Here is a 21,274-nt window from a genome sequence, read left to right on the forward strand (position 1 = left end):
GTCCACAGGCCGTTCACACCCTCGGCGCGATAGTGCACAGCTTGACCACAGGGTTGTCCACAGGCCACGTTGCCGACGGGCCGCGACTCCGCGAAACTGTCAGACCGGTCGACTACAAGTGGGGGTGGTGCGACCGCCTGCAAGTTTGTTGAGGGGGCGCGGTGAGCATTGACGAAGAGGCCGGCGGAGGCCCGGGTTTCGAACGCACACCTCCTCACAACATCGAGGCGGAGCAGTCGGTCCTCGGCGGCATGCTGCTGTCGAAGGATGCCATCGCCGACGTCGTGGAGATCCTGCGCTCCGACGACTTCTACCGCCCGGCGCACCAGATGGTCTACGACGTCGTCACCGACCTCTACGGCCGGGGCGAGCCCGCCGACGCGGTCACGGTCTTCGACGAGCTGCAGAAGCGCGGCGAGATGGCCAGGGTGGGCGGTGCCGCCTACCTCCACACCCTCACCGCCGTCGTGCCCACGGCCGCCAACGCCGGCTACTACGCCAAGATCGTCCGCGAGCAGGCCATCCTCCGCCGCCTCATCGAGGCCGGCACCCGCATCGTCTCCTACGGCTACGGCGGCCAGAACGAAGAGGTCGACGACCTCGTCGACCGCGCGCAGGCGGAGATCTACAAGGTCACCGAGCGCCGCACCTCGGAGGACTACGCGCCGCTGGCCGACATCATGCCCGGCGCCCTCGACGAGCTGGAGGCGATCGGCAGCCGCGGCGGCCAGATGGTCGGCGTGCCGACCGGCTTCGCGGACCTCGACCAGCTCACCAACGGCCTCCACCCGGGCCAGATGATCGTCGTGGCCGCCCGGCCCGCGATCGGCAAGGCCCTCGACCTCGACACCCCGCTGCCCACGCCGACCGGCTGGACGACGATGGGCGAGGTCGAGGTGGGCGACCAGCTCATCGGCGCCGACGGGAGACCGACCAGGGTGGTCGCAGCGACCGAGGTGCTGTACGGGCGGCCGTGCTACGAGGTGGAGTTCGGCGACGGTACGGTGATCGTCGCCGACGCCCGGCACCAGTGGCGCACGACGGCCGCTCACCGGAGCGTGCTCACCACCGAGGAGCTCGCCGCCTCGCTCCGCGGCACGACACCGGACGACCGGCCGGGCCACGCCGTGGCGGTCGCGGCCCCCTTCGAGCTCGCCGAGCAGGACCTGCCGCTGCCGCCGTACTCGCTCGGCGCCTGGCTGGCCGCGGGCGAGGGCGACGGCACCATGCACGACCTCCTGCGCGAGCTGGGCGTCCTCCACGACAAGCACATCCCCGAGCGCTACCTGCGCGCTTCGGAGAAGCAGCGGCTCGACCTGCTGGCAGGCCTGCTCGGCCCGGCACCCGGCAGCACCGGCGGGCAGGTCCAGCTCGCCCTGACCGACCGGCGCCTGGCGGACGACGCGCTGGAGCTCGTCCAGACCCTCGGGCACCGGGCGACGATGCGCACCGAGCAGGCGGCCGGCGGCCGCACCCGCCAGGTGATCGACTTCGTGGCCCCCCAAGAGCCCGAGCACCCCGCCCCGCCGGTCCACCACATCGTGGCCGTACGCCCGATCCCGTCGCGGCCCGTCCGCTGCGTCGAGGTCGACAACGCCGACCACCTCTACCTCGCGAGCAGGTCGTGCATCCCCACCCACAACAGCACGCTCGGCCTCGACTTCGCCCGTTCCGCGGCGATCAAGCATGGGATGACCACGGTCATCTTCTCCCTGGAGATGTCCCGCAACGAGATCACCATGCGTCTGCTGTCCGCCGAGGCCCGCGTGGCGCTGCACGCCATGCGCTCGGGCATGATGGGCGACGACGACTGGACCCGCCTGGCCCGCCGGATGAGCGAGGTGGCGGAGGCGCCGCTGTTCATCGACGACTCGCCCAACATGTCGATGATGGAGATCAGGGCCAAGTGCCGGCGGCTCAAGCAGCGCAACGACCTGAGGTTCGTGGTCATCGACTACCTCCAGCTGATGAGCTCGCCGAAGAAGACCGAGAGCCGCCAGAACGAGGTCTCGGAGATCTCGCGTGCCATCAAGCTGCTGGCCAAGGAGCTCGAGGTCCCGGTCATCGCGATCTCCCAGCTCAACCGTGGTCCCGAGCAGCGCACCGACAAGCGCCCCCAGGTCAGCGACCTGCGTGAGTCCGGATCGATCGAGCAGGACGCCGACATGGTCATCCTGCTCCACCGTGAGGACGCTTATGAACGCGAGTCGCCGAGGGCCGGCGAGGCCGACCTGATCGTGGCCAAGCACCGTAACGGCCCCACCGCCACGGTCACCGTGGCCTTCCAGGGCCACTACAGCCGGTTCGTGGACATGGCCCAGCACTAGCAGCGTGCCGGCCTGTAGGTTCCGTGATTCCGGCTGATCATGAGCCTGGTCCGAGCCCGTGGGGCGCGGCAGCGGCATGAACCCGTCCAACCGCCGAAACGGCTGCCGGATTCGCTGCCATCAAGCCGCTTCGTCCGTGGGATCGGGAGTGGGAGTCAGTCGCACGCGGCCGGACTGGGCCTTCTCGTCGGGGAAGACCCACTTCCGGAGCGCCCAGAAGCGGAAGACCATGGCGATCTGCGTGCCGATGATCTGCGCGCTCACGAAGTCGGCGATCTCCTGGGTCACCAGGCTCACGTCCGGGGTTTCCAGGCGGAACGCGTACCGGGAGATCCATAGCGGCGCGGAGCTGAGCACCAGACCGACGCCACTGACCAGGAAGAACAGCGCCGCCTCGTGACGGCGCTCGCGGCCGCCCCTGGTCCGGAACGACCATTCGCGGTTCAACACGTAGGACACGATCGTCGCCACGAGCACCGCGATGACCTTCGCGGTCACCGGCTTCGGTTCCAGAACGGTCAGCTTCAGCGCATAGAACACCGTGTTGTCCACTAAGAACGCTGTTCCACCCACCACCGCGAACTTCAGCAGCTCACGGTGCTTCAGCGCAAGTGCGTGCAGCGGTTCCGGCAGTCTTGCGAGTACTGCGTTTGCTGTTCGGAGCACCCCCGATCTTCTCACCAGCCGAACACCCTGGTGACAAGGCTGATCGGCGTGATCTTGATGGCGCTCTGCACTCCGGGTGCGGCGCGACAAGTTGGCCGAAGGAACGCTCTGGTGCGTACGCGGATGCTGAACGCCCGGCTCCAGCACCCGCAAAGCAATGGACTCCAAGGCCGATTTCACGGGTGCTGCCTTTTCGCCGGACGCCGAGGAAATGACACCAGGAACGGAACGATCAAGGTGACACGGAGCGTGGAACCGCCGGAACACCCAGCTCACAGGACCAGCATGTGACACCGAAACCCGGACCTACATGTGACGAAGTAGACATTCGCCACGGGGATGGCACGTGATCTCTCCGGTGCTCTAACGAGGGAGAGAAGCGAAGGGAAGAACGCCATGACCATCCTCGTCGCCTACGACGGCTCGGCCGACGCGCGCGCCGCCATCGAGTTCGCCGCCAAGCACCTCGCCGCCGAGCCCACGGTCGTCGTCACGGTGTGGGAGCCGCTGCTGGTCCAGCTCAAGAAATACCCGCTGGCCGCCGGCGTGCTCGACCAGGACACGGAGGACCAGTCGCACGCCCAGGCCGAGCAGCACGCCCGGGAAGGTGCCGACCTGGCGATCGCTTCCGGGCTCGCCGACGTCACCTACCGGGCGGTGGCCGACAACGAGTCGATCTGGAAGACGATCGTGGACGTGGCCGACGAGATCGACGCCTCGCTGATCGTCACGGGTTCGCGTGGCCTGGCCGGGGTCAGGTCGGTGCTGCTCGGCAGCGTCTCCAACCACGTGCTGCACCACGCCCACCGGCCGACCCTCATCGTCCCGCCGGCCAAGGACCAGTCCAGGAAAGGCTAGAGACGGCAGGAAAGGCTAGAGGCAGCCAGAGGAACAGCCAGGACCGGCCCGGAACGGCCAGGACCGGCTAGGGAGCGGTGGCGCAGCAGTTCTGAGGCGGGGTCAGCCGGGTGTCGATGCGTCGCGCGCCCGGCCCCTCATCGCCCAGCCGGTCGTGCGGGTTGGCCACCGGGCACCGGTCCAGCGACAGGCATCCACAGCCGATGCAGTCGGTGAGGTCGTCGCGCAGCCGCTGGAGCTGCTCGATCCGGTCGTCCAGCTCGCCGCGCCAGGCCGCCGACAGCCTGGCCCAGTCGTCCCTGGTGGGCGTGCGCTCGTCCGGCAGCTCGGCCAGGGCGTCCTTGATGACCTTCAGCGGGATGCCGATGCGCTGGGCGAGCCTGATGAAGGCGACCCTGCGCAGGCTGTCACGGGGGTAACGGCGCTGGTTGCCGGCCGTGCGCCGGCTGCTGATGAGCCCCTTGGCCTCGTAGAAGTGCAGCGCCGAGACGGCGACGCCGCTGCGCTCGGCGAGCTGGCCGACGGTGAGTTCCTTGGTGTTCCAGGCGACCTTCGTCATACCTGGAGATTACTTGAGGGTTCGCTCGAAGAACGTTTCCAGCACGACGATCGTCTGTGTCCCGGTCACACTTTCCACCTCGAAGACCCGGCGCAGCACGTCCTGGAGCTCCCGCGTGCCGGCCGTACGGATCTTCAGCAACACCGACGCGGGCCCCGCGATGACGTGCGCCTCCTCCACCTCCGGGATCCCCGCCAGCCCCTCCGCGCTGCCGCCCATCCACGACCCCCCGTCGACCAGCACGTACGCCGTCACGGGCCGCCCCAGCGCCGCCTGGTCCACCTCGATCGTGGTCCGCCTGATCACACCGCGCTCCCGCAGCTTGCGCACCCGCTCGTGCGCGGCCCCGCTGGACAACCCCACCGCCTTGCCGAGCACCGCGTAGGACTGCGTCGCATCCTCCTGCAACAACCCGATCAGCATTCTGTCGATTTCATCCACGACCAAATGCTATCTGGAGATGTGCCAGTCCAACCAAACCCCGTATGGTTAGCGCTATGACGGACACGATCCCCACAGAGTTCGAGGTACTCGACGAGCGGGCCTCCGGGTTCGGCGGAGACGACAAGGTCGAGATCCTCTACACCGGCACCCGCTGGGCGGAAGGCCCTGTCTACTTCCCGGCCGGCCGTTTCCTCGTCTGGAGCGACATCCCCAACGAGCGCATGCTGCGCTGGGACGAGATGACCGGCGCGGTGGGCCCGTTCCGGCAGCCCTCCGGCTACACCAACGGCAACACGCTCGACCGCGAGGGCCGGCTGGTCTCCTGCGAGCAGGGCAACCGCCGCGTGACCCGCACCGAGCACGACGGCTCGATCACGGTGATCGCCGACCGCTGGCAGGGCAGGCGGTTCAACAGCCCCAACGACGTGGTCGTCCACTCCGACGGCTCCGTCTGGTTCACCGACCCGCCCTACGGGATCCTCAGCAACTACGAGGGCGTGGCCGCCGAGCAGGAGATCGACGGCTGCCACGTCTATCGGGCCGACCCGGTCACGGGCGAGGTGCGCATCGTCGCCGACGACTTCGTCCGGCCCAACGGCCTGGCCTTCTCGCCGGACGAGCGCCGGCTCTACATCGCCGACACGAAGGCCAGGCACCTGCGGGTGTTCGAGGTGGGCGACGACGGCACGCTGGGCGGCGGCAAGGTCTTCGCCGAGGGGGCCGAGAAGGACAACTTCGACGGCCTCCGGCTCGACGATGCCGGCCGGGTCTGGACCGCGGCCGGCAAGGGGGTGCTCTGCTACGACCCCGACGGCACCCTGATCGCCCGGCTGCGACTGCCCGAGTCCACCGCCAACCTGGTGTTCGGCGGGCCCAAGCGCAACCGCGTGTTCATCACGGCGTCGTCCTCGCTCTACTCCCTGATGACCAACGTCACGGGAGCGCGCCCGGTCTGGGCCAGGCGCTGACGGTGGCCCGCCGTGCCCCTGTGACGGCGGGCCGTCGCAGGGGCTCACTCCCACCGGAAGAACCGGATCGCCAGCCCGCCGAAGACCACCAGCCCCACGGCCACCACCGCCAGGTGCCCGAGCTGCGGCGCGTGGCCCGCCCAGGTGTCCTGGAGCGCCTGGGCGAACGGCCCTGCCACGGAATAGTCGCTGACCGCGCGCAGCGCGTCCGGCATGAGGTCGCGCGGCAGCCACATCCCTCCGAGGAACATCAGCGGGAACATCACGGCCGAGCCGATCCCGGGAGCGACCTTGCCGTTCGGCGCGAGAGCGGCGATCACCAGCCCGATGGCCATCAGCGCGGCGGTGCCGAGCAGGAAGACCAGGACGAACCCCACCCACTGCTTGGGCGGCGACGAGCCGAACACCGCTGCGGCCGTCACGATCAGGATGGTCGTGGACACGGCCCCGACCGCCAGGTTGATCAGCAGCTGCACGCTCAGCAGCCGCCCCGGGTGCACGGGCGTGGTGGACATCCGCCGCAACACCCCCTGCTCCCGGTACGAGGCCAGCACCCCGGGCAGGACGGTGCAGGCCAGCGTCAGCAGCGCGAGGAGCGTCATCATGCTCGGCATCTGCGTGTCCACGGCCCGCTGGCCGGACTCCTGCTGCTGCGTCATGGTCGGGATGCTGAGCCCCAGCACGAGCAGGAGCCCGACCGGCAGCCCGATGGTGAACAGCAGGGACGGCCAGTCCCGCAGGTGCAGCTTGGCCTCCAGGAGCAGCAACTTCATGACAGCTTCCTTCCGGTGAGCGCGAGGAACGCGTCGTCGAGGGTGGCCTGCTCGATCCGCAGGTTCGCGGGTACGACCTGGTGGTTGGCCAGGGTGAGGGTGACGGCGGTCGCGAGGTTGTCCGAGCCGCTCACCACGATCTGGTCGCCGCTCCTGGTGACGTCCCGCACCTCGGGCAGGGCCAGCAGCACGGCGTCGTCGATGGGCGCGGACGGCCGGAACCGCAGCCGCTGCTCCTCGCCCACCTGCCTGATCAACCCGGCGGGTGTGTCGGTGGAGACCACCTTGCCGGCGTCGATGAGGGCGAGCCGGTCGCAGAGCCGCTCGGCCTCCTCCATGAAGTGGGTGACCAGCACGATGGTCACGCCTGTGTCGCGTACCTGCTCGATCAGCTCCCACGTGTCCCTGCGGGCCGCCGGGTCCAGCCCGGTCGTCAGCTCGTCGAGCACCGCCACGCGGGGCCGGCCCACCAAGGCCAGCGCCACGGACAGCCGTTGCCGCTGGCCGCCGGACAGCTCCCTGAAATAGGTGTGGCGCTTGTCCGCCAGGCCCACCCTGTCCAGCAGCTCTCCCCAGTCGGCGGGGTCGGGGTAGAAGGAGGCGTACAGGTCCATCGCCTCCCACACCCTGATCTTGTCCGGCAGTGCCGCGCTCTGGAGCTGCATGCCCAGCACCTGGCGCAGCCCGTCCCGGTCCGCCTGCGGGTCCAGCCCGGCCACCCGTACGGTGCCGCCGTCGCGTGCCCGCAGGCCGGCCACGCACTCGACGGTGGTGGTCTTCCCGGCGCCGTTCGGGCCGAGGATGCCGAAGATCTCGCCCTCCGCCACCTCGAACGACACGTCGTCGACCGCGAGGTGGTTCGGGTACTGCTTGCGCAGGTTCCTGACCTCGATGATTTTCATGTCTTAGACGCTAGGAACACGCGTCCTGTCCGGGAATCTCGCTAGCTGCCCGGCAAGGGTGTACTTAGGTGCAGTGACCGCCGCCGCCCCGGTAACGCAGACTGGGAACATGCTTCGGAGGTACGGCCAGATCGCGACGCTGCTCGCGCTCGCCCTCGTCCAGGTGCCCCTGATCGCCCTGACGGCTGTCATGCTGCTCCTGACCTTCGCGCTGGGCATGGTCTTCCTGTTCCCGCCGCAGGTGATGATGGTCAGGCGGCTCGCGGAGCACAACCGGCGGCTGGTGTCGCGGTGGACCGGCATCCAGGTCGAACCCCCCTACGTGCCCCCGCCCCCGCCTCCGGTCCCGCAGGCCGACGGGATGTACCGTTCGGAGCGCACGCTCTACAGGACGCCCCGCATGCCGGCCTGGAACAACCGGTGGAAGTGGCTGATCAGCGACCCGGCGACCTGGCGGGACGAGGCCTGGCTGCTGCTCGACCCGGCGGTGAAGGTGGCGCTGGTGCCGCTGTTCCTGGCGATCCCCGAGCGCGGCCTGCGCGTGTACGGCCTCTGGAGCGACCTGCTGCTCGGCGCGACCGCGGCCAGCCGCCTGGCCGGCCAGGTGATCCAGCTCAGGCGCACCCGCAGCCTGGCCACCGACTCCCAGGCGGCCGAGATGCGCAGGATCGAACGCGACCTGCACGACGGCACGCAGGCCAGGCTCGTGGCGATCGGCATGACGCTCGGCGCGGTCGAGCAGCTCGTCGACACCAACCCGGAGGCGGCCAAGGCCCTGCTCGCCAAGGCCAGGGACGCCTCCTCGGAGACGCTCACGGAGCTGCGCCGGGTCATCCGCGGCATCCACCCGCCGGTGCTGGCCGAGCGCGGCCTCGCCGACGCCGTCCGGGCGCTGGCCATGGACAGCCCGCTGCAGGTGACCGTGGACGTCGACCTGCCGCACCGGCCGGAGGCGCCCGTGGAGGCGGCGGTGTACTTCGCGGTCAGCGAGCTGCTGTCCAACGCCGCCCGGCACGGCGGGGCGTCCAAGGCGGTCGTGGACATCAGCTCCAACGGCTCCGACCTGCGCGTCACGGTCTCCGACGACGGCCTCGGCGGCGCCGACCCGACCAGGGGCAGCGGCCTGGCCGGGATCGAACGGCGGCTGGCCGCCTTCGACGGCCTGATGGCCCTGAACAGCCCGCCGGGCGGCCCTACCACCGTGACCATGCAGCTGCCGCGCGTGCTTCCCGTGCACTGGACGAGCACGCTGCCGAACCTGCCGCGCTGGAAGGCGGCCACGGTCGTCCTCTTCTGGGCCACGGCCTGGTGCCCCACTTTCCCGCAGGGAATCGTGCCCGCCATTTTCAAGATCATCGGATTCGAGGAGAAGTCCTGGTTCCTGGCCCTGCACCTCCCCGAGGTCTGGCAGTGGCCGGTGATCCTTGGCATGATCTCGCTCGGCGTCATCATGTACGTGATGGCCCACCGCATTCCCACCATGCACGGCCGCGACAGCCTCATGGCGGAGGGAACCCTCGTGAAACCCTGGTGCCGATGAACCGCGTACTGATCGCCGAGGACCTCTACCTGCTCAGGGACGGCCTGGTCCACCTCCTCCAGGCCCACGGGTTCACGGTCGTGGCGGCCGTGGAGAGCGGGCCCGAGCTGCTGAAGGGGCTGCTGGAGCTGCGCCCGGACGTCTCGATCGTGGACGTGCGGCTGCCGCCCACGTTCACCGACGAGGGCCTGCAGGCCGCGCTCGCGGCCAGGAAGCAGCTTCCGGGGCTGCCCGTCCTCGTGCTGTCCCAGCACGTCGAGCAGCTGTACGCCCGCGAGCTGCTGGCCGACGGCTCGGGCGCGATCGGCTACCTGCTCAAGGACCGCGTCTTCAACGCCGAGCAGTTCATCGACGCCGTACGCAGGGTGGCCGAGGGCGGCACGGCCATGGACCCGGAGGTCATCGCCAAACTCCTGGCCAGCAACGCCAGGCACGAGCCGCTGGCCGAGCTCACGCCGCGCGAGCGCGAGGTGCTGGAGGCCATGGCGGAGGGCCGCTCCAACGCGGCGATCTCGCAGCGCCTCTACCTCAGCGAGAGCGCTGTGGCCAAGCACACGGCCGCCATCTTCGCCAAGCTCGGTCTCGTCCCGTCCGACGACGACAACCGCCGCGTACTGGCCGTTCTCGCCTACCTCAACAGCCGTTAGCCTGCTTCGAAGCGCCCTGACTTGTCGGTGGCACCGGCTATTTTCATAGAGGCACGGCGCGACGAAGAGGTGGTATCAGGTGAAAATCCGGGTTAACCGCGATGTTCTGGCAGATGCGGTGGCATGGGCTGCCCGAATGCTGCCCAGCCGTCCCGTGGTGCCCGTCCTGGCCGGGCTGCTGCTCGAGGCGGGCGAAGAGCTGACGCTGTCCGCGTTCGACTACGACGTCTCGGCGCGGGCCGCGATCGACGCCGACGTGGCCGAGGAGGGGCGCGTGCTGATCCCCGGCCGGTTGCTGGCCGAGATCAGCCGGAGCCTGCCCGGCGACGACGTGGAGATCGTCACCGAGGGCCCCGAGGCGGTGCTGACCTGCGGGAGCGCCGAGTTCGGGCTGATCACGATGCCGGTCGAGGACTTCCCGACCCTGCCCACGATGCCGCCGAGCATCGGCGCCATCGGCGGCGGCGTGTTCGCCTCGGCCGTCGGCCAGGTCGCGCCCGCGGCCAGCCGCGACGACACGCTGCCGATGCTCACCGGCATCAGGGTCGACATCGAGGGCGAGTCGGTGGCCATGGCGGCGACCGACCGCTACCGCATCGCGGCCCGCGACTTCACCTGGCGCCCGGCCGTCCCCGACGTCGCCGTCTCCGCCATGGTCCCGGCGCGGGTCCTGGTCGAGGTGGCCAAGTCGCTGCGCGGCGGCGAGGTCTCGATCGCGATGGGCGACGGGGTGGCCGGGTTCGAGAGCGTCGGGCGCAGCACCACCGTGCGGCTGCTCGACGAGCAGTTCATCGACTACCGCGCCAGGCTGACCTCCGACTGGTCGATCAGGGCCGACGTGGCCGTGGCGCCGTTCGTCGGCGCGATCAAGCGGGTGGCCCTGGTGGCCGAGCGCAACACCGCGATCCGGCTGTCGTTCAGCCAGGGTCAGGTGCTGATCCAGGCCGGCGGCAGCGACGTCGGGCGCGGAGCCGAGGTGGTGGAGTGCGAGCTGCGCGGTGACGACATCCAGATCGCCTTCCAGTCGCAGTTCCTGCTCGACGGGCTGACCGGCATCGAGACCGAGCTGGCCCGGATCAACCTGGAGTCGCCCACCAGGCCCGCCCTCATCCAGGACGTCCCAGGCGACGCCCAGCCCGCCTTCCGCTACCTGGTCATGTCGCTGCGCCAGACCTGAGCCCTATGCGCCGGTCCCCGTCTGGCGCTCGGCGACCAGCCGGAACACCCGCTTGAACTCCGCGTACGCCTGCTCGCCCACGGCCCGCGCGTGGGCCGCCTCCATGTCGGCGAGGATGACGTCCGACTTGGCCATGTGGTCGAGCCCCTTCTCGGTGGGCACGATCAGCTTGGCGCGCCGGTCGGCCGGATCGGGCTGCCGCTCCACGTAGCCGAGCTCGACCAGCTCGTCCACCAGCGTCCCGATCACCTGCTTGTGCTGGCCCGACTGCGCGGCCAGGTCCGTGGCCCGGCTGCCCTCCTCGTCCAGGTAGGCCAGCACCGCGCCGTGCCGGGGCCGCAGCCGGGGATGCCCCTGCTCGGCCAGCTTGGCGAACAACTCCCGCTGCAGGCTGAAAAGTGTCCGGCCGGACAGCACGCCGAGGTCGGGATCCTGCTGCTTGCGCTGGCTCCTGCGCACCACGCACTCTCCACATGGTCACTAATCTTGATTGTCACTAATGCTTACTATAATGTCCGTGGTATGACGACGACAGTGGAACTCACCAGATTCCGGGTGGCCCCTGACCGCGCCGGCGAGCTGCTCGCGGCGCGGGCCGGGATGATCGCTGACTTCCAGGCCGACAGGGCCGGATTCCTGGGGGCCAAGCTGGTCCGCGTGTCCGATGACGAGTGGCTGGACATCGTGGAGTGGCGATCGAGCGCCGACTTCGCCGACTCTCGTGCGAAGGGCGGCAACCTGCCCGGCATCCGGGCCTTCTTCGACCTGATCGACGAGCTCGTCTCCAGCGAGGAGGGGACCAGCCAATGACCGACGTCGCTGCCGCGCTGTGCTGAGGTCACCGGGTGCGCGACCCGGCCCTGTACGGCGTGCCGGGGGAGGGCCTGCACCCGCACAAGCCCGGCTTGAACCTCACGGGGAGGCCGGAGGGTCAGGCGTCGGTGAGCGCGATGAGGATGTGCTCCATGCAGGCGTGCCCCGCCCGCTCGGCCGCGGCCGCGTCGCCGGCCGCGATGGCCCGCGCGATCGCGTCGTGCGGGATGTAACTCTTGTTGAGCGACGTCCCGGCGGCCGTGATGCTGGCCCGCAGCGCCGCCGAGAAGTCCTCGTACAGGTCGATCAGCACCAGGTTGTGCGTGGCGTGTGCGACGGCCATGTGGAAGGCCAGGTCGGCCTCGACGAAGAAGTCGGGGTCGTCCAGCTCCCAGGCGCGGTCGCGCTCGGCCAGCGCCGCCTCTATGCGCCGGATGTCCTCGTCGGTACGCCGGGTGGCGGCCAGCCGTGCGGCCTCGACCTCCAGCGCACGGCGTACCTCAAGGATCTCGAGCTGCTCCGCCTGGCGCAGCCGCCGGAGCATCGCGCCGGACAGCTCGCTGGTCGCCCGGACGTAAGTGCCGTCCCCCTGACGGCACTCGAGCAGCCCCGCGTGCGTGAGCGCGCGTACGGCCTCACGAACTGTGTTGCGACCCACCCCGAGTTGTTCGGCGAGCACCGTCTCGGTGGGGATCTTGCCGTTCATCTGCCACGACCCTGAGGTGATCTGCTCCTTGAGCTGATCGATCACCTGGTCGACGAGCGAAGCCCGCTGCGCCGTACGCAGACTCACAGTCCGCCTCCTCCGGGAAAACCAATCATCCTATGAGTCAATGACTGGTCGACCCTAATTATTCCAGACTCAAAAAGCCAAATCTGGAGCTCCCGGAGGTTCAGCGAGACACTGTGGCGTCAATCGTCACCCCTGCCATGGCGGAGCGGACTCCGGCAGCTTCAAGGGCTTTACGATATGCGGCTGTCTGCGGTGCTCTCGCCTCGCCCCTGCCGTAGAGGTCGCCCAGCTCACGCCAGCAGCGGGCGGCCTGCCGGTCGGACCCGAACACCGGCCGGTCGAGCGTCTGGAGCAGCTCGTGCGCCTCACGCAGGTGCGTCGCGGCGTCGCCGCCCTGGTCGAGCGCGACGGTCGCCAGCACGAGGTGAGCCTCGGCGGGAGTCGTGCCAGAACGGTCGTGTGCGAGCCCCAGAGCCACCACGGCCAGCTCGCCCGCGCCCGCCAGGTCACCGGCGCGCAGCTTGACCCGCGCGTGGACGATGAGGCTCTCGCCGTGCTCGCGCGTGGTGGCGGGGAACACGGCGAACGCCTTGACGGCCGCCGAGATGAGCCCCTCGGCCTCGCCGATCGGCGCCGTCGACAACCTGGACCAGTGCATGGCGGCGCGCGCCAGCTGCAGCGCCAGCCGGGTCTCCCGGCCCGCCATGATCGCGTCGTCGGCCAGGCGCACGGCCAGGGCCGAGTCCTCGCCCGCCGCCGCCGCGGCGCTCGCGTGCCACAACGCCCGGATCTCTCCGGAACGGTCCACAACTTCAGGTACGCCAGTGGCGTCCAGCACCTGCTTGGCGTAGGTCAGCTCGGGGGAGTCGGTCTCCTGCTCGCTGCGCGCCTCGACCAGCACGGCGGCCAGGTCGGTGGCGAGCTCGCCCTGCGTGATGGACAGCCGCTCGGCCTGCGACAGCGCGGCGGCGGCCAGGTCGCGGGCCCGCAGGCGGTCGCCGGCCCGCTGGTAGCAGCGGCTCAGCGCGATGGTGAGCGGCAGGTCGGCCAGCCGCTCGGGGTGGGCGGCCGCCTCGCGGCGCAGGCGCTCGAACGCCTCCACCGCCTGACCCAACCGGCCCTGAGCCTCCAGCGCGCGCGCCCGGCCGAACCGCGCCTGCGCGGTCAGCATGGCGTTCTCCTCGTCGGCCGCCTTCACGATCTCCGTGAAACGGTCGGCGGCGATGGCCGGGTCGCCGTGTTGCAGCTCGAGCTCGGCATGCCGCAGCCCGAGCTCGGTGTCGATGCGCTGCCGAGGCTCGATCCCGTGAAGGAGGAACTCGGTCGTGCATCCCAGCCGCTCGGCCAGCAGCCGGGCCACCACAGGAGTCGGCGTGCGCTTACCCGACTCAATGAGCGAGACATAACTGTCAGACAGGTCGGGTCCGGCCAGCTGGGCCTGAGACATCCGCCTGTTCAGCCGCAGTCCTCGGACGCGGTCACCGATGGTTCCCTGACTCGGCATCTCATCTCTCAAGGCGGGGAAGGGTCAACAACACGCAATGATTGCATGAAGTAGCCGAATCTGGTATCCCCGCGTGAAGAATTTGCCACGCGGAGATTAATCGTCGCTGTCGTCCTTGCCTGGGAAAAGCATCTGGCAGACCTCGAGGTACAAGGTCTCCGGATACGGAATGTACTCGACCGTTGACAGAGCCTGATCCTGACCGGCCGACTCGAGGATGAACTCGCCGTAACCGAGCATGCGCCCGAGCAGCGATCTTTGGAAGCTCATGTCGGTGACCTTGCCCAAGGGCATCATCGCGACCTTGCGCGTGATGAGCCCCGTGGTCAGCAACATACGCTTCGAAGTCACCACAAAGTAATCGACCGACCACTCCGCGACTTTCCATACAAAACGGATCAGAAGCAGGAGCCACAGCCACCACACGACGACGAGCGCCGTGCCGCCGGCCTCGCCGCCGCCGAAGAACCTGCTGAGCAGTCCGGCGATGATCAGTCCGCCGAGCACCTCGGCGACGGGGCGCAGCAGAATCGCGGGATGCCGCCGCACCATGATGACCTGTTGCTCGTGGGGGAGGAGGTAGCGGTTGACCGACGATGGAGCTGAGTCCCCGTGGGTCACAAGTCTCATGAGAGGCTGTTCACAAATTGAGCCAGCGAGTCGGCCGCGTTGAACACCGTGTCGAACGCTCCTCTCACCGCGTCCGCGGCATCAGTTGGTCGCGCGAACAGGTAGTACGCAACAAATGCGATACCACCGTATGTGAGGACCTTTTTGACCTGCACCGTCGCCTCCGTGCCACTTACCCACTCCACCCGCCGTATACATTACCCACCTCGATGCCGGGGTAAAGGTAACTTGGCCGGTTAGTTCTGATCTTGCTTAGCCGCGTTCGCTGGCCACCAGAGCCAGCACGTGAAGGTGCTTGCGCGCGATGCGCTCAACAAGGCTCGGATGGGCGTAACCGGTGACCTCCAGCGCGCCGTAGTGCGCCGCCTCCACGCAGCGCGTTACGGTGGTCGCGGAGTGGACGCCGGCGAATTCGTCGCACAGCACCGTCTCCACGTCCGCGTACGGAGTCGGATCCGCCTCGGTGTGATCGCTCATCGTGCTCCCCCACGCGCATGCGGAAGTTGCCTTCCATCTCTTCGTACCCACCCAACCACAGTATGTAACGAAGCGATGACTACGCGTGACGGGAACGGTACTTTTCAGACCACGCCGTAGAGCCGGTCGCCCGCGTCGCCGAGGCCCGGCACGATGTAGCCGCTCTCGTTGAGCCGCTCGTCGAGCGCCGCGGTGACCACGCGGATCGGCTTGCCGGAGTTGGCGAACACCTTGTCCATGTGGGCCAGCCCTTCGGGCGCGGCCAGCAGGCACAGGGCCGTGACGTCGACGGCGCCCCTCTCGAAGAGGAACTGCACGGCCGCCGCCAGCGTGCCGCCGGTGGCCAGCATCGGGTCCACCACGTAGCACTGCCGGCCCGACAGGTCGTCGGGCAGCCGCGTGGCGTACGTCTCGGCCTGGAGCGTGGACTCGTTGCGGATCATGCCGAGGAACCCGACCTCGGCCGTCGGCAGCAGCCGCATCATGCCGTCGAGCATGCCGAGCCCCGCCCGCAGGATCGGCACGACCAGCGGCACGGGCTTGGCCAGGCGGATGCCGCGGGCCGGTGAGACCGGCGTCTCGACGGTGACCTCGGTGACCCGCACGTCGCGCGTGGCCTCGTACGCGAGCAGCGTCACCAGCTCGTCCGCGAGCCTGCGGAAGGTCGGCGAGTCGGTGCGGACATCGCGCAGCGTGGTGAGCTTGTGGGCCACGAGCGGATGATCGACGACGAGGGTCTCCATGGGACACCACGCTATCTCCTGGCGTACGCTGCCGCAGCCGCCGCCACCTGCGGCGAACGCAGGCGGCGGGGTAGGTCGCGGCGGGCGCCGGTGGAACGTGACACAGGGTCACCGTGATCTCACATCTTTGGTTTTGATCACAATTTGGCCCGAGAGGCACACGCCCAGTGGCCGGTTCTGGAACGATTGGGTGCTGGTGATATCTGTCGTGTCAGAGGTCGGGTGGGGATGGCGATGACAGACGAAGACGCTCTCGACTTCGCCATCGTGGTTTATCGCGAGGACGAATGCTGGCAGGCCGAGCTGCTGCCTGTCACGCTCACATCAGACCTGCAGGGGCTCATCCATGCCCTGAAACAGCAGCCGAGCGAGAGCGGCACGATCGGGCTGGTCGCGGTCGGCGACGAGTTCTTCGTGGCGCTGCGGGTGCTGGGCGACCGGGTGGACGTGTTCCTTTCCGACATCGCCGCCTCGTGGGACTTCCCGCTGGCGCGCCAGGTCCTGCACTACCTCGACGTGCCCGTGCCGGACGAGGAGGAGCTCGACGAGATCCTCCAGGACGAGGAGACCGTGCTGCCGGCGGGCGATCTGTCGATCTTCGCTGATCTCGGGTTGGACGAGATGGAGCTGGGCATCCTCTCCGGCGACATTGATCTGCTGCCCGAAGATGTGTTGTCCAGCATCGCCGCGCGGCTCGGCTTCTCCGAGCCGTTCGAGCGTGCCATCGAATCGGTCTTCGGCTGACCCCCCTGGAGCGCGGACATGGCGTCCAACACCTTCTCTGCGGCTTTTGTCAGGACCTCCGACGGCTGGAGCGGTGCCGAGGTCGATCTCGGGGGCGCCGAGATCGTCGACGACTTCGGTGACGCGGTCACGGAGGCGCTGGGGCTCACCGGCGACGAGCTGGCCCTGTTGTGCGTCGAGGTCGAGGACGAATGGTTCGCCATCGCCCGATACCGGGGCGAGGACGAGCCGAGGGTGTTCCTCTCCGACGTGCACGCGGTCCTGGCCGACAGCCTCGGCGAGCTGTTCGCCGAGTTCGCCGGCGTGGCCCCCGACAAGGAGGGCAACGGACTCGGCGTGCGCCCGGCAGGCGACTTCGAGCTGCTCAGCGACCTGGGCGTGAGCTCCGAGGAGCTGCTGGAGCTCAGCATGGAAGAGGGCCTGCCCGCCGACATCCTGTCGGTGATCGCCGAGCGGCTGTCGTTCGCCGACGAGCTCGACCGGCTGCGGTGACGCATCCCGCCTCCCGGGGCTCGCGGTGACTCCCGAGGACGCCATGCGCCTGGCCCTGGCGGAGGCCGTCACGGCCGGCACCAGGGGAGAGATCCCCGTTGGCGCGGTCGTGCTCGACCCGCTCGGCGAGGTGCTGTCCGCGGCGGGCAACGACCGCGAGTCGGCGGCCGACCCGACCGCACACGCCGAGGTGCTCGCCCTGCGGCGGGCCGCCGCGCTGCGCGGGCAGTGGCGGCTGAGCGGCTGCACGCTCGTGGTGACGCTGGAGCCCTGCACGATGTGCGCCGGGGCCGCCGTGCTGGCCAGGGTGGACCGGATCGTGTACGGCGCCACCGACGAGAAGGGCGGGGCCGTGGGGTCGCTGTGGGACGTCGTACGCGATCGCCGGCTCAACCATCGGCCCGAGGTCGTCATGGGTGTGCTCGCCGGGGAGTGCGGCGACGTACTAAAGCGGTTCTTCGCCACTCGCAGGATCCGGTAAGCTCGTGCGCGGTGGTGTCGCCTAGTGGCCGAGGGCGCACGCCTCGAAAGCGTGTGATGGGGCAACTCATCCGTGGGTTCAAATCCCACCACCACCGCCATCCGCCGAAGGGCCTCCGAGATCTCGGGGGCCCTTTCGCATGCCCGAGGCGCGGGCTGACAACCGTAACCGTATTCGCCGGGCATTCTCCAGAACGATGTTGAAAACCGTCCCCGGCATAAGAAAAAGGGGGAGCCGTGATGCGCCGGCTCCTCCCTTTTTCCTTTCTCAGTTGGGCAGCTCCAGGACCCTGGCGTGCAGGATCGATCGTTGGTGCAGTGCGGCCCGCAACGCGCGGTGCAGGCCGTCCTCCAGATAGAGCTCGCCCTGCCACTGCACCACGTGCGGGAAAAGGTCCCCGTAGAAGGTGGAGTCGGCGGCGAGCAGCGAGTGCAGGTCCAGCATGGCCTTCGTGGTGATCAACGAGTCGAGCCGGACCTGCCGTGGAGGGATCTGCGCCCACTCTCGGTGCGTCAGACCGTGTTCGGGATAAGGGCGTCCGTCGCCGACAAGCTTGAAGATCACCCCCCTGATTTTAGGAGAGAATCCGATTCCTCGCGCTGTCCGGCGCCGGTCAGCGCAGTTCACCGAGATCGCAGTCGGCGGGCGAACCCTTTTCGTAACCGCGCTGGAAGGCGTTGACGCGTTGCTCGGCGCTGCCGTGGGTGAACGATTCAGGATCGATTCTGCCGGTGGTGCGTTCCTGGATTCTGTCGTCGCCCACCGCCGCCGCGGCGTCCAGGGCCTCGGAGATTTCCGCCCGGGTGAAGGGCTTGTCGTAGAAGCCGGTCCTGGTCGCGTTCTGCGCCCAGACCCCGGCGTAGCAGTCGGCCTGGAGCTCGATGGGGACGGAGCTGCCCTGGTCGAGGGTGCCGAGCAGGTTCTGGACGTGGTGGCCGTACTCGTGGGCGATCACGTACGCCTGGGCGAAGGGGCCGCCCTTGGCGCCGAACTCGGTGTGGAGCTGGTCGAAGAAGCTCAGGTCGAGGTACACGCGCTGGTCGCCGGGACAGTAGAACGGGCCGGCGGCCGAGCTGGCGGAGCCGCAGCCGGTACGTAAGCGGCCCGAGTACAGGACGGTCTTGGCCACCCGATATTCGGAAATTTCCTGCTTCCAGTAGTCCTGGATGCTGTTGACCACGCCCACCACCCGGCACTTCTCGGACTGGTCGGCATCCTTGCCCGTCTGGCACTGCTCCGAGAGGTTGGACGGGGGCTGCCGCTGGGCGGGCTCGCCGCCGCCGCCCACGTTGTTCAGGACGAACACCAGCACGAGCGCGATCAGGCTGACGATCCCGCCGCCACCGATGATCATCCCGCCGGGGAAGCCGGAGAAGCCACCGCCGCCGCCGCTGCTTCCGGCGTCCTCCACCTGCGAGGGGTCGAGATCGACCTGGTCCCTGAAGTCCATGCTGACGTCCCTTCTGGGCGCTGCCCGCAGGACAACTTCCCCGAATTTCCCAAAGGAGGCGGGGCCGCCGGCTAGATCCCTCCGGAGAACGTGTCGCACCTCTGGGGAGCGCCGCTGTCGTAGCCGACGCTGAACCACTTCTCCCGCTGCTGGGAGGTGCCGTGCGTGAAGGCGTCGGGGGTGACGCGGCCCTGCGAACGCCGCTGGATGCTGTCGTCGCCGACCGCCGCGGCCGCGCTGAGCGCCTGGTCGATGTCGGTCTGGGAGAACGGCTCCTGGTAGAAGCCGGTCTTGACCGCGTTCTGCGCCCAGACCCCGGCATAGCAGTCCGCCTGGAGCTCAAGGCGGACCGAGGGGCTGTCGGCGCCGGGGCGGTTGTCGCGGCCGACCCGGTTCATGGTGCCGAGCAGGTTCTGGACGTGGTGGCCGTACTCGTGGGCGATCACGTACGCCTGCGCGAACGGCCCGCCCTCGGCCCCGAAGTCGCGCTGGAGCGTGTCGAAGAACGTCAGGTCGAGGTAGACCTTGCGATCGGCCGGGCAGTAGAACGGGCCCACCGCCGAGTCGGCCGCGCCGCAGCCGGTGTTGACGGCCCGGGTGAACAGCACGGTCTTGGCCGGCGTGTACGTCTTGCGCCCGCCCTCCTCGAACGCCTGCCGCCAGTAGGACTGGATGCTGTTCACCGTGCCGACGACGCGGCAGTCCTCCGACTGGTCGGCGTCGGCGCCGGTCTTGCAGCGTTCGGCGAGGTTGCCGCCGGGGGAGAGCGCGGGAGGGGCGCTCGGCTGCTGCCCGCCGCCCTGCTGCCCGCCCTCGTCGCCGGTGAAGGGCGTGGGCACGACCCCGAACACGAACATCGCCCCCACGGCCAGGACCAGCAGCAGGCAGCCGCCGCCCCGGCCGCCGATGGGCAGCATGCAGCCGCCCGGCATCCCGCCGAAGCCACCGCCACCGCCGCCGCCCGGGCGCGGACCGGAGGCTCGCACGTCCTCGACCTGCGACGGGTCGAGTGGCTTGTCGTCGTCGAACTGCATGTGTCCCCCCCGTCGCAGTTCTCCCCCGTGGCGGATCGAATACGCACCGCAATCGATGCCACATGATTTTTTCGGATTTGTCAGATAATCTGCCGATATGACGGGTGGATTGATCGGGGTTGCGCTGGTTTCGCTGGGCATGGTTCTCACGCCCGGGCCGAACATGATCTATCTGGTCTCACGTTCGATCACGCAGGGCCGCCGCTCCGGGCTGATCTCGCTGGCGGGTGTCTTCCTGGGCTTCACCTTCTATCTCACCGCGACCTGTCTCGGGCTGACGGCGGTCTTCGCGTACGTGCCGGCCGCGTACACGGCTCTCAAGCTGGCCGGCGCCGCGTACCTGCTCTGGATGGCCTGGAACGCGATCAAGCCCGGCGGCACGTCCGCCTTCCAGCCGCGCGAGCTCCCTGTGGAGGGGCCCGGCAAGCTGTTCTCGATGGGCCTGCTGACCTGCCTGCTGAATCCCAAGATCGCGATCATGTACCTGTCGCTGCTCCCGCAGTTCATCGACCCGGCGATGGGCGACGTGCTGCTGCAGAGCCTCGCGCTCGGCTCAGTCCAGATCGCCGTCGGCACCCTGGTCAACGCCATGTTCGTGCTCACGGCGGCCGGCCTGGCCGCCTTCCTGGCCCGCCGGCCGATCTGGATGCGCGTGCAGCGCTACGTCACCGGCACGATCCTCGGCATCTTCGCCGTCAACATGGCGACCGACCGCTCCAAGGCCCTGGTCGGCGCCTGAACGGACGGTCCCGGGAACGCCCGGGGACCGTCCACCGGTTCACCGGTCGAACCACATCGCGGACGAAGACCTGCACAACTGCGCGAACACGACCCCGGCCAGCACCACGCCGAGCACGTTGCCGAAGCTGGCACCGTCGGTGAGCTGCCACACGCCCAGCAGGACGAGCAGGAACTCGATGACCAGCCCGAAAGTGCGTACCCAGCCGCGCCGGGACGGGATCCGCATCGCCAGGTACCCGATCAGCAGGATCGTCGCCAGCGGGACGGCGAGCGCGGCCAGCAAGGCCCCGCCCACGGCGCCCGCCGGCGCGCTCCCCAGCAGTACGAACAGCAGGAACAGGCCCACCAGCCCCAAGACGGCCTGGACCCACATGCAGGTCCTGGCCACGGACACGGACTGGGGCATCGCCTCGATGCTGTAAGGCTCGGACATTGCGAGCCTCCCGATTCAGAGGCAGCGATTGACGCGCCGAGCATAGGGTCGCCCCGCATGGTCATGTACGCGATAGGCCGAAAAGCCGAAGTGGCATGACATGACGGCGGCCTGTCCGAAGCGCTTAGGCCACGACGT

Annotated in this window: 27 protein-coding genes and 1 tRNA gene; 12 read left to right on the top strand and 16 right to left on the bottom strand. The window is 69.0% G+C overall.

From position 1 onward, the window contains the following. Positions 1-161 precede the first annotated feature (161 nt). Positions 162-2,327 carry a replicative DNA helicase gene (gene dnaB / locus AB0J69_RS01580; protein WP_364111655.1) on the top strand — a complete coding sequence of 722 codons (2,166 nt, stop codon included), beginning with the start codon at positions 162-164 and terminating at the stop codon, positions 2,325-2,327. 120 nt (positions 2,328-2,447) lie between these two features. Here the strand turns inward: dnaB and AB0J69_RS01585 are convergent, their stop codons facing one another. Then, on the bottom strand, positions 2,448-3,269 hold the full coding sequence (locus tag AB0J69_RS01585; protein ID WP_364111657.1) for a GtrA family protein: 822 nt from the start codon (positions 3,267-3,269) through the stop codon (positions 2,448-2,450). A gap of 120 nt (positions 3,270-3,389) precedes the next feature. Between AB0J69_RS01585 and AB0J69_RS01590 the strand changes: the two genes are divergently transcribed. Beyond that, the gene (locus tag AB0J69_RS01590) at positions 3,390-3,851 is read left to right on the top strand and encodes a universal stress protein (RefSeq protein WP_364111659.1); all 462 of its coding nucleotides are present in this window, start codon (positions 3,390-3,392) and stop codon (positions 3,849-3,851) included. A 67-nt stretch (positions 3,852-3,918) separates the two neighbouring features. Here AB0J69_RS01590 and soxR read toward each other — a convergent pair whose 3' ends face one another. Then, positions 3,919-4,410 carry a redox-sensitive transcriptional activator SoxR gene (gene soxR / locus AB0J69_RS01595; protein ID WP_364111661.1) on the bottom strand — a complete coding sequence of 164 codons (492 nt, stop codon included), beginning with the start codon at positions 4,408-4,410 and terminating at the stop codon, positions 3,919-3,921. A gap of 9 nt (positions 4,411-4,419) precedes the next feature. Then, positions 4,420-4,851 carry an Lrp/AsnC family transcriptional regulator gene (locus AB0J69_RS01600; RefSeq protein WP_364111663.1) on the bottom strand — a complete coding sequence of 144 codons (432 nt, stop codon included), beginning with the start codon at positions 4,849-4,851 and terminating at the stop codon, positions 4,420-4,422. 56 nt (positions 4,852-4,907) lie between these two features. Between AB0J69_RS01600 and AB0J69_RS01605 the strand changes: the two genes are divergently transcribed. Next, positions 4,908-5,822, top strand: a complete 915-nt coding sequence (locus AB0J69_RS01605; protein WP_364111665.1) for an SMP-30/gluconolactonase/LRE family protein — start codon at positions 4,908-4,910, stop codon at positions 5,820-5,822. Positions 5,823-5,866: 44 nt separating this feature from the next. Here the strand turns inward: AB0J69_RS01605 and AB0J69_RS01610 are convergent, their stop codons facing one another. After that, on the bottom strand, positions 5,867-6,595 hold the full coding sequence (locus AB0J69_RS01610) for an ABC transporter permease (RefSeq protein ID WP_364111667.1): 729 nt from the start codon (positions 6,593-6,595) through the stop codon (positions 5,867-5,869). Then, positions 6,592-7,497 carry an ABC transporter ATP-binding protein gene (locus AB0J69_RS01615; protein ID WP_364111669.1) on the bottom strand — a complete coding sequence of 302 codons (906 nt, stop codon included), beginning with the start codon at positions 7,495-7,497 and terminating at the stop codon, positions 6,592-6,594. The genes AB0J69_RS01610 and AB0J69_RS01615 overlap by 4 nt, the downstream gene beginning before the upstream one ends. Before the next feature lie 109 nt (positions 7,498-7,606). On the opposite strand from AB0J69_RS01615, the gene AB0J69_RS01620 reads away from it, so the two are divergent. From AB0J69_RS01620 to dnaN, 3 genes are all read left to right on the top strand, one after another. Further along, positions 7,607-9,037 carry a histidine kinase gene (locus tag AB0J69_RS01620; RefSeq protein ID WP_364111671.1) on the top strand — a complete coding sequence of 477 codons (1,431 nt, stop codon included), beginning with the start codon at positions 7,607-7,609 and terminating at the stop codon, positions 9,035-9,037. Next, positions 9,034-9,684 (top strand): response regulator transcription factor, encoded by a 651-nt coding sequence (locus AB0J69_RS01625; protein WP_364111673.1) that lies wholly within the window; start codon positions 9,034-9,036, stop codon positions 9,682-9,684. Before AB0J69_RS01620 ends, AB0J69_RS01625 begins: the two co-directional genes overlap by 4 nt. Positions 9,685-9,763: 79 nt before the next feature. Continuing rightward, a complete protein-coding gene (gene dnaN / locus AB0J69_RS01630) occupies positions 9,764-10,861 on the top strand; it encodes a DNA polymerase III subunit beta (RefSeq protein WP_364111675.1) in 1,098 nt (365 codons plus the stop codon). A 3-nt stretch (positions 10,862-10,864) separates the two neighbouring features. Here the strand turns inward: dnaN and AB0J69_RS01635 are convergent, their stop codons facing one another. After that, the gene (locus tag AB0J69_RS01635) at positions 10,865-11,323 is read right to left on the bottom strand and encodes a MarR family winged helix-turn-helix transcriptional regulator (protein ID WP_364111677.1); all 459 of its coding nucleotides are present in this window, start codon (positions 11,321-11,323) and stop codon (positions 10,865-10,867) included. A gap of 60 nt (positions 11,324-11,383) precedes the next feature. Between AB0J69_RS01635 and AB0J69_RS01640 the strand changes: the two genes are divergently transcribed. Further along, the gene (locus AB0J69_RS01640) at positions 11,384-11,671 is read left to right on the top strand and encodes an antibiotic biosynthesis monooxygenase (protein WP_364111679.1); all 288 of its coding nucleotides are present in this window, start codon (positions 11,384-11,386) and stop codon (positions 11,669-11,671) included. A gap of 121 nt (positions 11,672-11,792) precedes the next feature. Here the strand turns inward: AB0J69_RS01640 and AB0J69_RS01645 are convergent, their stop codons facing one another. The 6 genes from AB0J69_RS01645 to upp all read right to left on the bottom strand — a co-directional run bounded on the left by AB0J69_RS01645 (position 11,793) and on the right by upp (position 15,761). Beyond that, entirely contained in the window at positions 11,793-12,467 is a 675-nt protein-coding gene (locus AB0J69_RS01645; RefSeq protein WP_364111681.1) for a FadR/GntR family transcriptional regulator, read from the bottom strand. Positions 12,468-12,567: 100 nt separating this feature from the next. Further along, positions 12,568-13,911 carry a helix-turn-helix transcriptional regulator gene (locus AB0J69_RS01650; RefSeq protein ID WP_364111683.1) on the bottom strand — a complete coding sequence of 448 codons (1,344 nt, stop codon included), beginning with the start codon at positions 13,909-13,911 and terminating at the stop codon, positions 12,568-12,570. 96 nt (positions 13,912-14,007) lie between these two features. Continuing rightward, positions 14,008-14,541: a PH domain-containing protein gene (locus tag AB0J69_RS01655; protein ID WP_360652319.1), complete on the bottom strand. Its 534-nt coding sequence runs from the start codon at positions 14,539-14,541 to the stop codon at positions 14,008-14,010. Further along, a complete protein-coding gene (locus AB0J69_RS01660) occupies positions 14,538-14,696 on the bottom strand; it encodes a hypothetical protein (RefSeq protein WP_364111685.1) in 159 nt (52 codons plus the stop codon). The genes AB0J69_RS01655 and AB0J69_RS01660 overlap by 4 nt, the downstream gene beginning before the upstream one ends. Positions 14,697-14,793: 97 nt before the next feature. Then, positions 14,794-15,018, bottom strand: a complete 225-nt coding sequence (locus AB0J69_RS01665; protein WP_043615032.1) for a hypothetical protein — start codon at positions 15,016-15,018, stop codon at positions 14,794-14,796. A 104-nt stretch (positions 15,019-15,122) separates the two neighbouring features. Then, positions 15,123-15,761: a uracil phosphoribosyltransferase gene (gene upp, locus AB0J69_RS01670; protein ID WP_364111688.1), complete on the bottom strand. Its 639-nt coding sequence runs from the start codon at positions 15,759-15,761 to the stop codon at positions 15,123-15,125. Positions 15,762-15,995: 234 nt separating this feature from the next. Between upp and AB0J69_RS01675 the strand changes: the two genes are divergently transcribed. From AB0J69_RS01675 to AB0J69_RS01690, 4 genes are all read left to right on the top strand, one after another. Further along, positions 15,996-16,505, top strand: a complete 510-nt coding sequence (locus AB0J69_RS01675) for a tRNA adenosine deaminase-associated protein (RefSeq protein ID WP_364111690.1) — start codon at positions 15,996-15,998, stop codon at positions 16,503-16,505. 18 nt (positions 16,506-16,523) lie between these two features. Then, a complete protein-coding gene (locus AB0J69_RS01680) occupies positions 16,524-16,997 on the top strand; it encodes a tRNA adenosine deaminase-associated protein (protein WP_364111692.1) in 474 nt (157 codons plus the stop codon). A gap of 43 nt (positions 16,998-17,040) precedes the next feature. After that, positions 17,041-17,478, top strand: coding sequence for a nucleoside deaminase (locus AB0J69_RS01685; protein WP_364111880.1), 438 nt, complete (start codon positions 17,041-17,043; stop codon positions 17,476-17,478). A gap of 10 nt (positions 17,479-17,488) precedes the next feature. Continuing rightward, a tRNA-Ser gene (locus AB0J69_RS01690) sits at positions 17,489-17,578 on the top strand. 167 nt (positions 17,579-17,745) lie between these two features. Here AB0J69_RS01690 and AB0J69_RS01695 read toward each other — a convergent pair. The 3 genes from AB0J69_RS01695 to AB0J69_RS01705 form a co-directional block, all read right to left on the bottom strand. After that, entirely contained in the window at positions 17,746-18,042 is a 297-nt protein-coding gene (locus tag AB0J69_RS01695; RefSeq protein ID WP_195897211.1) for a type II toxin-antitoxin system VapB family antitoxin, read from the bottom strand. A gap of 49 nt (positions 18,043-18,091) precedes the next feature. Continuing rightward, positions 18,092-18,928 carry a neutral zinc metallopeptidase gene (locus tag AB0J69_RS01700; RefSeq protein WP_364111694.1) on the bottom strand — a complete coding sequence of 279 codons (837 nt, stop codon included), beginning with the start codon at positions 18,926-18,928 and terminating at the stop codon, positions 18,092-18,094. Between the two features lie 71 nt (positions 18,929-18,999). Further along, positions 19,000-19,962: a neutral zinc metallopeptidase gene (locus tag AB0J69_RS01705; protein ID WP_364111696.1), complete on the bottom strand. Its 963-nt coding sequence runs from the start codon at positions 19,960-19,962 to the stop codon at positions 19,000-19,002. Between the two features lie 97 nt (positions 19,963-20,059). Between AB0J69_RS01705 and AB0J69_RS01710 the strand changes: the two genes are divergently transcribed. Further along, a complete protein-coding gene (locus tag AB0J69_RS01710; RefSeq protein ID WP_364111698.1) occupies positions 20,060-20,701 on the top strand; it encodes a LysE family translocator in 642 nt (213 codons plus the stop codon). A gap of 39 nt (positions 20,702-20,740) precedes the next feature. Here AB0J69_RS01710 and AB0J69_RS01715 read toward each other — a convergent pair whose 3' ends face one another. Continuing rightward, complete coding sequence (locus tag AB0J69_RS01715) at positions 20,741-21,136, bottom strand: hypothetical protein (protein WP_364111700.1); 396 nt, start codon at positions 21,134-21,136, stop codon at positions 20,741-20,743. Positions 21,137-21,274 lie beyond the last annotated feature (138 nt).

The sequence above is a fragment of the Nonomuraea sp. NPDC049709 genome (assembly GCF_040674815.1).
GTDB lineage: Bacteria > Actinomycetota > Actinomycetes > Streptosporangiales > Streptosporangiaceae > Nonomuraea.

Coding starts and splice junctions, on each gene's coding strand:
- AB0J69_RS01610 (WP_364111667.1), bottom strand. CDS start 6,595: ATGAAGTTGCTGCTCCTGGAGGCCAAGCTGCACCTGCGGGACTGGCCG.
- AB0J69_RS01700 (WP_364111694.1), bottom strand. CDS start 18,928: ATGGACTTCAGGGACCAGGTCGATCTCGACCCCTCGCAGGTGGAGGAC.
- AB0J69_RS01685 (WP_364111880.1), top strand. CDS start 17,041: ATGCGCCTGGCCCTGGCGGAGGCCGTCACGGCCGGCACCAGGGGAGAG.
- AB0J69_RS01625 (WP_364111673.1), top strand. CDS start 9,034: ATGAACCGCGTACTGATCGCCGAGGACCTCTACCTGCTCAGGGACGGC.
- AB0J69_RS01605 (WP_364111665.1), top strand. CDS start 4,908: ATGACGGACACGATCCCCACAGAGTTCGAGGTACTCGACGAGCGGGCC.
- AB0J69_RS01680 (WP_364111692.1), top strand. CDS start 16,524: ATGGCGTCCAACACCTTCTCTGCGGCTTTTGTCAGGACCTCCGACGGC.
- AB0J69_RS01715 (WP_364111700.1), bottom strand. CDS start 21,136: ATGTCCGAGCCTTACAGCATCGAGGCGATGCCCCAGTCCGTGTCCGTG.
- AB0J69_RS01640 (WP_364111679.1), top strand. CDS start 11,384: ATGACGACGACAGTGGAACTCACCAGATTCCGGGTGGCCCCTGACCGC.
- soxR (WP_364111661.1), bottom strand. CDS start 4,410: ATGACGAAGGTCGCCTGGAACACCAAGGAACTCACCGTCGGCCAGCTC.
- AB0J69_RS01615 (WP_364111669.1), bottom strand. CDS start 7,497: ATGAAAATCATCGAGGTCAGGAACCTGCGCAAGCAGTACCCGAACCAC.
- AB0J69_RS01655 (WP_360652319.1), bottom strand. CDS start 14,541: ATGAGACTTGTGACCCACGGGGACTCAGCTCCATCGTCGGTCAACCGC.
- AB0J69_RS01620 (WP_364111671.1), top strand. CDS start 7,607: ATGCTTCGGAGGTACGGCCAGATCGCGACGCTGCTCGCGCTCGCCCTC.
- upp (WP_364111688.1), bottom strand. CDS start 15,761: ATGGAGACCCTCGTCGTCGATCATCCGCTCGTGGCCCACAAGCTCACC.
- AB0J69_RS01675 (WP_364111690.1), top strand. CDS start 15,996: ATGACAGACGAAGACGCTCTCGACTTCGCCATCGTGGTTTATCGCGAG.
- AB0J69_RS01590 (WP_364111659.1), top strand. CDS start 3,390: ATGACCATCCTCGTCGCCTACGACGGCTCGGCCGACGCGCGCGCCGCC.
- AB0J69_RS01650 (WP_364111683.1), bottom strand. CDS start 13,911: ATGCCGAGTCAGGGAACCATCGGTGACCGCGTCCGAGGACTGCGGCTG.
- AB0J69_RS01710 (WP_364111698.1), top strand. CDS start 20,060: ATGACGGGTGGATTGATCGGGGTTGCGCTGGTTTCGCTGGGCATGGTT.
- AB0J69_RS01665 (WP_043615032.1), bottom strand. CDS start 15,018: ATGAGCGATCACACCGAGGCGGATCCGACTCCGTACGCGGACGTGGAG.
- AB0J69_RS01705 (WP_364111696.1), bottom strand. CDS start 19,962: ATGCAGTTCGACGACGACAAGCCACTCGACCCGTCGCAGGTCGAGGAC.